This is a genomic window from Kocuria sp. TGY1127_2 (assembly GCF_013394385.1).
Taxonomy (GTDB): Bacteria; Actinomycetota; Actinomycetes; order Actinomycetales; family Micrococcaceae; genus Rothia.
On record NZ_AP022834.1, the window covers coordinates 2,153,384 to 2,162,849 of the forward strand.

A 9,466-nucleotide genomic window follows, 5' to 3' on the forward strand; every position below is an offset into this window, starting at 1 on the left:
CCCCTCATGCCTACAAGTAACACCCGTCGGGATAACGGTGAAGGGTCCAAACCCATCCAACGCGCCGACGGCCGCTGGCAGATCTCCGTGCGCGTCTCCAACACCACCACCGGCAAACCGATCCGTAAAACCTTCACCAAAAAGACCCGCGCCGAAGTCGTCAACGCCGCCAAGAAATACCGCAACGGGCTCGCCCAAGGAATTCTCGCCGACCCGGAACGAACCAGTCTCGGCGCCTGGATCGAGCACTGGCTGAATAACATTGCGGCGAACCGTCTCAGGGAACGCACCCTCAATGGCTACCGCGGCTACCTGCGCCGATGGGTACTGACCCAGCCAGAGGCCAACGTTGCCCTGGAAAACCTCTCATCCATTCATTTGGACCGAGTTGAAACCCGCATGCGCGAGGCCGGCCGATCTGAAACGACCATCCTGCAAGTCCACCGGATCCTCTCCAAGCTCCTCTCCGATGCTGTCGCAAGAGGCAGACTAGGCAAGAACCCTATCGCCGGAGTACAGGCTCCTAAAGCCGCGAAATTCGACCCGACAGTCATTACCCCGGCCAAGGCGCGCGAGCTAATAGCCGCGGCCGAGGTCGACGATGATTGGGGTCCTAACTTCATGGTGGCTTTGGCTCTGGGGTTGAGACAGGGCGAACGGTTGGGATTGTGCTGGGAGGATGTAGACCTGAACAAGCGCACGATGCGTATCAGTCGAGAGTTGGGTGTCCTTCCGTGGAAGCACGGATGCGTCAAGGGCAGGTGCGGCGTGAAGCCGGCTGAATGCCCGGACCGGTTCGGTGGTGGGTTCCAGATGATGGAGACCAAGTCCGCTGCAGGTACTCGTACGGTTTCTCTGCCTGGTCCTTTGGCGACGGCTTTGTGGATGCAGAAGACCGTGCAAGAACAAGTCAAAGTCGAAGAAGGTGAGCATTGGGTCGGGTTTGCTGATAGCTATGGCAAGACGTGGGACCTAGTATTCACGCGGCGGGATGGCCGACCGATCGATAACAAGACCGACCGGGCCGCGTGGAAGGCGTTCACCGAGGCTCATGGGGTCGAGGGGATGCGGGTTCATGATGCTCGGCATACTTCGGCGACAGTGCTGTTGTCGTTGGGTGTGGATCCTCGAGTGGTGATGGATGTGATGGGCTGGTCGCAATCGTCGATGCTGACGCGTTACCAACACGTGCTGGATGAGATGAAGGTCACGGTCGCCGATAAGGTCGGTGATGCTTTGTTCAGCGCTCCGGACCCTGGTGCCGAGGTGGGGCCGCGTGGCTGTGTGGTGTCGTTGGCTGATTTCAAGGCCCGGAAGTCGTCCTAGGGAACGCAAAAAAGAGCCCCGTCAGGTGTGGTCCTGGCGGGGCTCTTCTTGTCTTAATGGTGTGCACAATGGTGTGCAGCTTGTTTCTCCAACCGTTTGCATACCAGCCTTTGTATCAAGCGTTCGGCCGGTATCATAGGGTTTTCAGCGGTAGGGGGTGCGGGGCTTGAACCCGCGACCAAAGGATTATGAGTCCTCTGCTCTGACCAGCTGAGCTAACCCCCCGAATGATATTTTCCCGGTCCCGCGGTGAACAGGGCCGAACAGCTATCTAGAATACCGCATGTAAAGCCCGCCCACGGCCACCTCGGATCGTCGGCCGTTCTTCACGTCCTTGCGTACCGCAAAAATACGGTTGGCCGTGATCACTGCCCCACGGGCCCATTGTAGGAACCGTTGTACATGGCCTCGAAAGCATCCCACGTCTTCTCCACGGAATGCTGCTTGACCATGGTGTGACTGATTTCGCCCATTCGGCGTCGGGTCTCTTCCGAGGCCGTCAAGATACGCAAGAGCTTCTCGCTGAGGTCCTTTTCGTTCCCGGGCTCGAACAGATACCCGTTCTCGCCCTCGCGCACCAAGTGGGGCAATGCCAAAGCATCGGCCAGAACTACGGGCGTGGAGGCCGACATCGCCTCGAGCGTGACCAGTGACTGCAATTCTGCGGTCCCGGGCTGGCAGAAGATATCGGCACGAAGGTATCCGGCGCGCAATTCGGCGTCCGAAACGAAGCCCAGAAAATCGACACGGTCCTCGACCCCGACTTCGCGAGAAACTTCTTTGAGCTGATCCTCGATCTCTCCGCTTCCTGCCAATTCGACGTGGGCGTTCAGATGGGCAGGCAAGAGAGACAGTGCCTTGATCAGGACGTCGATATTCTTCTCGACCGCGAGCCGGCCGGCGAAGAAAATCACGGGATAGTCCCTCTTGTCGATCTGCTCCCCGTGCTCCAATTCGTAGACGGACGAGTCGATGCCGTTGGAAACCGGAATGACCGGCGTTTTGAAACCGTGATCGTGCATCGCCTTCGCGCCGATCGGCGTCGGCGTGGTGACGTATTCGGCCCGCCCGAGGACCCTTTCCATGTCTTTCCATGAGCACTTCGAGATGAAGTCCAGCGCAATCTGCGGAAACGGCAGGAAAGGATTGAGGTTCTCCGGCATGAAGTGGTTGGTCGCAACCATCCGAATCCCTCGACGCTTGCATTCCCAGGACAGCATCCGACCAATAATGTAGTGGCATTGGATGTGGACCACATCCGGCTTGACCTGGTCCAGGATCCGCCCCACACGGAATTGCATCTCCCAAGGAAAACAAAACCGGAAATAGGGGTGCGTCGGCGGGTGGTGCGACCGCAGGCGATGCTCCCTGATCCCGTCGATCTCGATGTCGTACGAGGCGCCACCGGTAGTACGAGCCGCGACGACGTGGACTTCGTGGCCACGGTCCTTCATTCCCATGGCCAATCGATGGCCGAATTGGGCCGCACCGTTGACGTCGGGCGGGTAAGTATCCGCGCCAATGAGGATCTTGAGGGGCTTGGTAGTCATAAGTCGGTGGCGTTCCGTCGTCTGTTCGAAGGGTCGTGGCGTCCACGCGGTCCCCAACAGTCTACCGATCACACACCTAGTGTCGCCGAGGCCGCCCTGAGGCGTGGCTCATGGTTCCGAGGCCCCGCACAACGCAACGACGCCCGCCCACCGAAGGGTGAGCGGGCGTCCTCGTGAATCAAGGTCCGGTTGGTACCGGGGACCGTTGCCTTACTTCTTCTTGAACAGGCGTCCGAGGAACACGAAGAACGCGCCGGCCGACACTGCGAAGGCAGTGAGCGGCTTCCAGCGTGCCTTGAGGTTCTCGGGGTCGGAAATGTTCGCGGTGAAGTTCGATGCGGCAGACTTCGCGCGATCCGGTGCCGACTGGGCATCCGATTTGGACTTGTCCACCAGGCCAGTAGCAGAGGACTGCACCGAGGAGAACTGGTTTCCGAAGTCGTCCCGCAATGACTTGAGGTGATCGCGACGCGCCTTGGTGCGCTGCTCCAGCTGGTCCTGCGTCGGCTGAGCATTCTGCGGAGCCTGGCCGGACTTCTCCTGGCGCTTCTTTTCTTCCTTGGCTTTCTGCTTCTCGTCGGCCTTGGCCTCTTGCTTCTCTTGCATCTCACGACGCACACGGCTCGAGGTGTAGGACGAGCCTTCCTTGGCCACGCCAAGGTCGTAGAGGAATCCGAAGATCGCAGATTCCGGCTTGAGCGGCATCTGCTTCTTGATCTTCATCAAACCGACGAGAGCGAAGATCGCCAGAAGAACGATAAATAGCGCGGCGAAGAGCAGGGCCGAAAGCCACAACGGCATAACGGTCGCGAGGCCGGCGATGGCGGCCCCGATCAATGCGATCGTCGCGAAGAGCAGGAAAACCAGCCCTACGACGACGAATGCCGCGCCGACGCCGAGCTTGATGCCCTTGTCTTTCAGCTCGAGCTTTGCAATTTGGATTTCGTCTTTGATCTGCTTGGGGCCCAGTCGGGAGGCCACCTTGCCGATACCCAGTACCTGACTGGCCCCAGCCTTGAGGGAGCTGAAGCCTCCCCGATACGAACGGGGCTTTTGGTAGTTAGCGGTCTCTCCGTTGTCGATGGAGTGAGACATCAAGCCTCCCTAGTGAATGCCGGTGAACTTCACAGCCAAACCTATCATTTTTGGGCCAATACCGAGAGTTGCGCCACTTGAACCTCAGGAATTATCAATATTCCCGGCCACTGGCCTGGACGCCGGCACGCCACGTGACAATGTTTCAAATCGAGAACAAACCCCGAAAGCCGAACAGATACAGGCGCTCCGGGTTCCTTACACGCGGGCCACAACCCTGTGACCGACGCCAATAAACACGACCCGGTCCGACGGCAGAGAACCCGCGCAGAAAACTCAATGTTTCGGGCGGTCTTGCAGATCGTCTAATCGAGCGCAATCGGGGAGGGTCGGACAGCCTCATCGGCATCGCAATTTTCCTGGGTCGCGAGGCTATAGCCCGTTAGACGGTACTTTATTGATGTGACGAATTGGAAAAGAACGTCGAATCCCTGAGCGAGTTCAATTGAGCTATCGGCAGTTATAGAAGTATCCTTGGGGAATGTCGGAAGGGGTCCGACGGATGTCACGGTGGGTCTATCCCCCATTTCGACCCGCTGCCACATCATCCAACCCCTAGGCGCCCCGGTTTGCCCATAGCCTGCCGGGGCGCCGTTCTATTTGGTTTGAAAGAGAATAGTCCAGAAATAAGCACGTGCATTCGTTCAACTGGACAAAAGAAAAACCCGGCATCACTTTCGTGATACCGGGTTACTTCACACCGCACATGCGATGGCCACTGCTCCCCCGACTGGACTCGAACCAGTAACCCTTCGATTAACAGTCGAATGCTCTGCCAATTGAGCTACGGGGGACCGCTACCGAACGTTTGTCAACGTCCGCAACAGCATTAGACTTTACAGCGTTCGCCGCTGGGACGCAAAACCGCATGCGAGTGACGCTGGTCACCGAACCTCGGACAACTGCCGACGCTTGGCCTCGAGGTCGAGGATCTCCCGCTGGATGCTCCGAAAACGCTCTGCCTCGACCACGGAATCAACCCGTTCGAGCTCACGCACCTTGTCTCGTTGTCGGACGCTCAGCTCTTGCGCCAGCAGCCTGTTCAGAATCGACACGGCATGGTTCTCGAGCTGCCGTTGCGTCGTGGCCGGCAAAGGAGCCACAGTCAGCTCCGCCAATAAGGCGTGTGCGGCATCGTGAGTGTGGTTGCGGATGCCATTGATCCAACGGGTGCCGGGGGCGGTCTCGGTGTCTTCGTGAGCCGCCAGGACCCCTCGCAGGATCTCATGGTGAATTCGGTACCGCACTCTGATAGAGCCGAGGGCTTCCCATTGCGACTGTTCGACTAAGTCGGGCACCTGGACCAGCACTTCGAGAGCCTGCTTCTCCCGGCGGGCTGCGGCATCGTTCCTGTAATCCGGCATCTCCGCCTCGGGCCCGGGAACCGTTTCGTGCTCGGCGGACGCGGCCTGAATCTCTTCTTGACGTCGCTCCGCCGGCTGCCTGGCCGCCGCGCGGACTGCCCCGTCGAGCTCCTGCAGGTCGACGCCGATCCAGCGAGAAACCTCGCGTTGGTAGGCCTGCCGAAGCCCCGAGTCCCGAATCGAGGCCACCATGGGCGCGACCACACGCATCGCGCGTATACGACCTTCGATGCTCTCCAGGTCATAATCCCGGAGCGTAACCCGTATCGCGAATTCGAAGAGGGGACGCTTGGCCTTGAGCAGGTCCCGAACGGCTCTGTCCCCCCGCTTGAGCCGCAAGTCGCACGGATCCATCCCGTCAGGTGCAACGCACACGTAGGTTTGTGCGGTGAACCGCTGATCCTCTTGGAAAGCGTGGAGGGCCGCCTTCTGCCCGGCTTCGTCCCCGTCGAAAGTGAACACCACTTCTCCACCGCTTCCGTCGTCCCCCAATAGACGTCGCACGATCTTGATGTGCTCCGTTCCGAATGCGGTACCGCACGTCGCGACGGCTGTTTCGATACCTGCCAGGTGCGCGGCCATCACGTCGGTGTACCCCTCGACGACGACGATCTGCTTTCCCTGGGCGATTTTTCGTTTGGCAAGGTCGATCCCGTAGAGAACTTGGGACTTCTTGTAGAGCTGCGTTTCCGGCGTGTTGAGGTATTTGGGACCTTTGTCATCCTCGAAAAGTCTTCGGGCGCCAAAACCTATGGTCTCCCCCGTGATGTTTCGGATAGGCCAGATCAGACGGCCTCGGAAACGGTCGTACAGGCCTCTCTGCCCCTCTGAAAACATTCCGGTGGCTTTGAGCTCTTCGTCGGTGTATCCCCGATCCCGAAGGTGTTTGAGCAGATTCGACCAGCCCTGCGGTGCATAACCGATGCCGAATTTCCGGGCGGCCTCTCCGTCGAACCCGCGACCACCCAAGAAATTCTGGGCAACCGAGGCTTGACGGGTGTACAAGGCTTTCTCGAAGAATTCCTGTGCAATTTTGTGCGCGTCGATGAGACGCTGCCGACGCCCCTTCTCTTCCCGAGTCGGGCCGGTGCCCTGTTCATAGTGCAATTCGAAACCGATACGAGCCGCCAGCCGCTCGACCGTCTCGGAGAAAGAGGTGTGATCCATCTCCATGAGGAAGGAGATGACGTCGCCCGACTCACCGCACCCGAAGCAGTGGTAGGTACCCATTTGGGGGCGGACATGGAATGAAGGGGTCCGCTCGTCGTGAAAAGGGCACAGTCCTTTGTAAGAGCCGATGCCCGCGGATTTGAGCGTGACGTAGCCTTCGACAACCTCTCGGATGTCGGTGCGAGAGCGCACCTCGTCTATGTCCTCGCGTCGAATCAAACCAGCCACAAGGGCCAGTTTATCCGGCCTGACAAATCGTCGTCGCGCGAATTCTCCGACCGTGGAGGATTCACCACAGAGGCTTGTCTCCGATGCGCCAATTCAATCCGGTGATGCGGTCCTGAAGGCGTACGGCCGAGGAATCTGTGAGCGATGCAACCTGGTCGACGACCAACCGCAACCGACCAGCCTCATCCTGCCGATCCGTCTCCCGCCAATCCGCAGCGAACACAGGGTCAAGGAAGAGTCCGTCGGTATCCATGAGAGCCTCGACCAGCACGGCAAGCATTTCGCGCTGATTTTCGTACAAAGGTCCCTGATCCCTGACTGCCATGACGTATGCGGTAGCGATCCCCTTCATGACCGCGATCTCCGTGAGGGTGTCCCGCGGAATACGCAACTGGGCATCATAACGGGTCAAATTGCCCTGGCCGTACTCCGCACGGGTCGCCGCAATGGCCTCTCCCGCGAACCGCCCAATGAGTCGGCTCGTCAGCGCCTTGAGAGCCGCCATCGATGCCCGCGTTCCGGTCATCAGGGGCAGCCACTCGTCCAGATGCTGAAGCCGCACCAGCGCGGCTTCGAGTTCCTCAGGGTCGGTATCCGGCATGTACCAGCGCTGGGTCCATGTCATGACCCGATCGCGTTCCGCTGGTCGATCCATCCACCCCAACTGCACATGACCCCCGAAGACGGCGTCCTCGACGTCGTGAACGGAATAGGAAATATCGTCGGCGAGGTCCATGACCTGGGCTTCCAAGCATTTCTGGCCTGGAGGTGCGCCGTCCCGGAACCATTCGAAGACAGGCAGGTCATCCTCGTAGACACCGAATTTCCGGCTCTTGCGACCGTTGGTGACCGGTGCGTCTTCCTTGGTCCACGGGTATTTGCACGCGGCGTCGAGACAAGCGCGGGTCAGATTCAGGCCCGCGGAGTGGCCATCGGGCATGATCACTTTGGGCTCGAGTCGGCTCAGGAGGCGAAGGGTCTGGGCGTTGCCTTCGAATCCGCCTGCTTGTGCCGCGATCACGTCCAGGGCGGCCTCTCCATTATGTCCGAAGGGCGGGTGCCCCAGATCGTGGGCCAGGCATGCGGCGTCGACGACGTCCGGGTCGCAGCCGATCATGCGCCCCACCTCTCGACCCACCTGGGCGACCTCGAGCGAGTGCGTCAGGCGGGTGCGGATGAAGTCGTCCGAACTCGGCGAGACGACCTGGGTTTTGAAGCCCAGGCGGCGCAGGGCCGAGGAATGGAGAACCCTCGCCCGATCGCGCTCGAACTGACTCCGGTAGAGGTTTTTGTGGTGCTCCGGCAACCACCGGTCTGCATCGCGCGGCGAGTAGCCGGGCTGATTCGGTTCAGTCGGGGAAGACATGGACGCGTGCACCTTTGTCGGAGAAATCGAACAAACCCCACAGTACCGCGCGATTCCGCGGATGCACGGTGTTTGTCCACAACAACACCGCAAGCCGCACGATATCAGCCTCCCGAGATATCGAGCTCCGCGTCAGCGAGGCCCAAGCGTTCGGCATCGCCGAGAATTCGAGAGTCGAGCCAGCCGTCGGGCAGATGCGGCTTCTTGGGCGAACCCGCGCGCCCACGAGGCCCTTCAACGTCGGCACCCGGATACGGCAAGGACAGATCCAGCTGGCCCAGCAATTCACGGAACTGTTCAAGGCGCTCGACCTGGGCCATCTGCGCCCGCAGTTCCCCGCCCACGGGGTACCCCTTGAAGTACCACGCGATGTGCTTGCGGATCTCGCGCATGCCGCGGTGCTCTTCGCCGAAGGTCTCTACGAGCAATTCGGCATGACGGTAGATGATCTGGGCAACCTCCGCGACACCCGGGCGGAATCGGTCTTCCCGACCCTCGAAGGCCGCTTGCAGATCGCCGAAAAGCCACGGTCGTCCTTGGCATCCGCGCCCGATGACGACGCCGTCGACTCCCGTCTGCTCGACCATGCGCGCAGCGTCCTCTGCGGACCAGATGTCCCCGTTTCCGAGGACCGGAACATCCGGGATCGCTTCTCGGAGTTCGGCGATGGAATCCCAATCGGCCTGGCCCGAATAGTGCTGGGCCGCCGTACGTCCGTGCAGGGCAATCGCGGCTACCCCGGCATCACGGGCGGTCTTTGCAGCGTCGAGGAACGTGATGTGCTCGTCGTCTATGCCTTTGCGCATCTTGACCGTCACCGGGATTTCGCCACGTGAGGCCTCCCGTACCGCGGTTGTCACAATCGCTTCGAAGAGGTCGGTTTTCCACGGCAGGGCCGAGCCGCCACCGTTTTTGGTGACTTTGGGAACGGGACACCCGAAATTGAGGTCGATGTGGTCAGCACGTCCCTCCTCCGCGACCATCCGCACGGCTTTTCCGACGTTGACGGCGTCCACTCCGTAGATCTGGATCGAACGGATCTTTTCGTCCTCGTCGTGCTCGATGATGCGCAACGATTCCGGGCGTCGCTCGGCCAGCGCCCGGGCGGTCACCATCTCCGTCACGTACAGCCCCCCACCGTATTCCCGGCAAAGTCTCCGGAAAGACCTGTTGGTCACGCCCGCCATGGGCGCAAGGACCACCGGCACGTCCACCGTGAGGTGGCCGAGCTGAAGCGGAGGCAATGCGAGACGTGTGGGAATTGCTGTAGTCACGGGCCAATTTTCTCACAGTCGGAGGTGTTCGTGCGCGGTCTCGGCTGGACTCCCAGGGTGAGATCGCACTACCGGGCGCTCGGACGGCTGCCG

At 60.3% G+C, this 9,466-nt stretch carries 6 protein-coding genes and 2 tRNA genes; 1 reads left to right on the forward strand and 7 read right to left on the reverse strand.

Annotation, left to right across the window (positions count from 1 at the left end):
- The first annotated feature begins 6 nt into the window (after positions 1 to 6).
- The gene (locus tag sake_RS09735; RefSeq protein WP_178945941.1) at positions 7 to 1,326 is read left to right on the forward strand and encodes a site-specific integrase; all 1,320 of its coding nucleotides are present in this window, start codon (positions 7 to 9) and stop codon (positions 1,324 to 1,326) included.
- Between the two features lie 151 nt (positions 1,327 to 1,477).
- Here sake_RS09735 and sake_RS09740 read toward each other — a convergent pair.
- From sake_RS09740 to dusB, 7 genes are all read right to left on the reverse strand, one after another.
- Positions 1,478 to 1,551 (reverse strand) — tRNA-Ile (locus tag sake_RS09740).
- Between the two features lie 140 nt (positions 1,552 to 1,691).
- A complete protein-coding gene (locus sake_RS09745) occupies positions 1,692 to 2,876 on the reverse strand; it encodes a glycosyltransferase (protein ID WP_129360644.1) in 1,185 nt (394 codons plus the stop codon).
- A 210-nt stretch (positions 2,877 to 3,086) separates the two neighbouring features.
- Complete coding sequence (locus sake_RS09750; RefSeq protein ID WP_129360645.1) at positions 3,087 to 3,971, reverse strand: phage holin family protein; 885 nt, start codon at positions 3,969 to 3,971, stop codon at positions 3,087 to 3,089.
- A gap of 721 nt (positions 3,972 to 4,692) precedes the next feature.
- Positions 4,693 to 4,765, reverse strand: a tRNA-Asn gene (locus sake_RS09755).
- Between the two features lie 90 nt (positions 4,766 to 4,855).
- The gene (gene dnaG / locus sake_RS09760) at positions 4,856 to 6,733 is read right to left on the reverse strand and encodes a DNA primase (protein ID WP_178945942.1); all 1,878 of its coding nucleotides are present in this window, start codon (positions 6,731 to 6,733) and stop codon (positions 4,856 to 4,858) included.
- A 61-nt stretch (positions 6,734 to 6,794) separates the two neighbouring features.
- Positions 6,795 to 8,099 carry a deoxyguanosinetriphosphate triphosphohydrolase gene (locus sake_RS09765; protein ID WP_178945943.1) on the reverse strand — a complete coding sequence of 435 codons (1,305 nt, stop codon included), beginning with the start codon at positions 8,097 to 8,099 and terminating at the stop codon, positions 6,795 to 6,797.
- A 104-nt stretch (positions 8,100 to 8,203) separates the two neighbouring features.
- On the reverse strand, positions 8,204 to 9,373 hold the full coding sequence (gene dusB / locus sake_RS09770; protein WP_129360648.1) for a tRNA dihydrouridine synthase DusB: 1,170 nt from the start codon (positions 9,371 to 9,373) through the stop codon (positions 8,204 to 8,206).
- Between the last annotated feature and the right edge of the window lie 93 nt (positions 9,374 to 9,466).

What these genes read in the sequence shown, in the direction of transcription:
- sake_RS09735 (WP_178945941.1), top strand. Translation starts at nt 7, where the DNA reads ATGCCTACAAGTAACACCCGTCGGGATAACGGTGAAGGGTCCAAACCC.
- sake_RS09750 (WP_129360645.1), bottom strand. Translation starts at nt 3,971, where the DNA reads ATGTCTCACTCCATCGACAACGGAGAGACCGCTAACTACCAAAAGCCC.
- sake_RS09745 (WP_129360644.1), bottom strand. Translation starts at nt 2,876, where the DNA reads ATGACTACCAAGCCCCTCAAGATCCTCATTGGCGCGGATACTTACCCG.
- sake_RS09765 (WP_178945943.1), bottom strand. Translation starts at nt 8,099, where the DNA reads ATGTCTTCCCCGACTGAACCGAATCAGCCCGGCTACTCGCCGCGCGAT.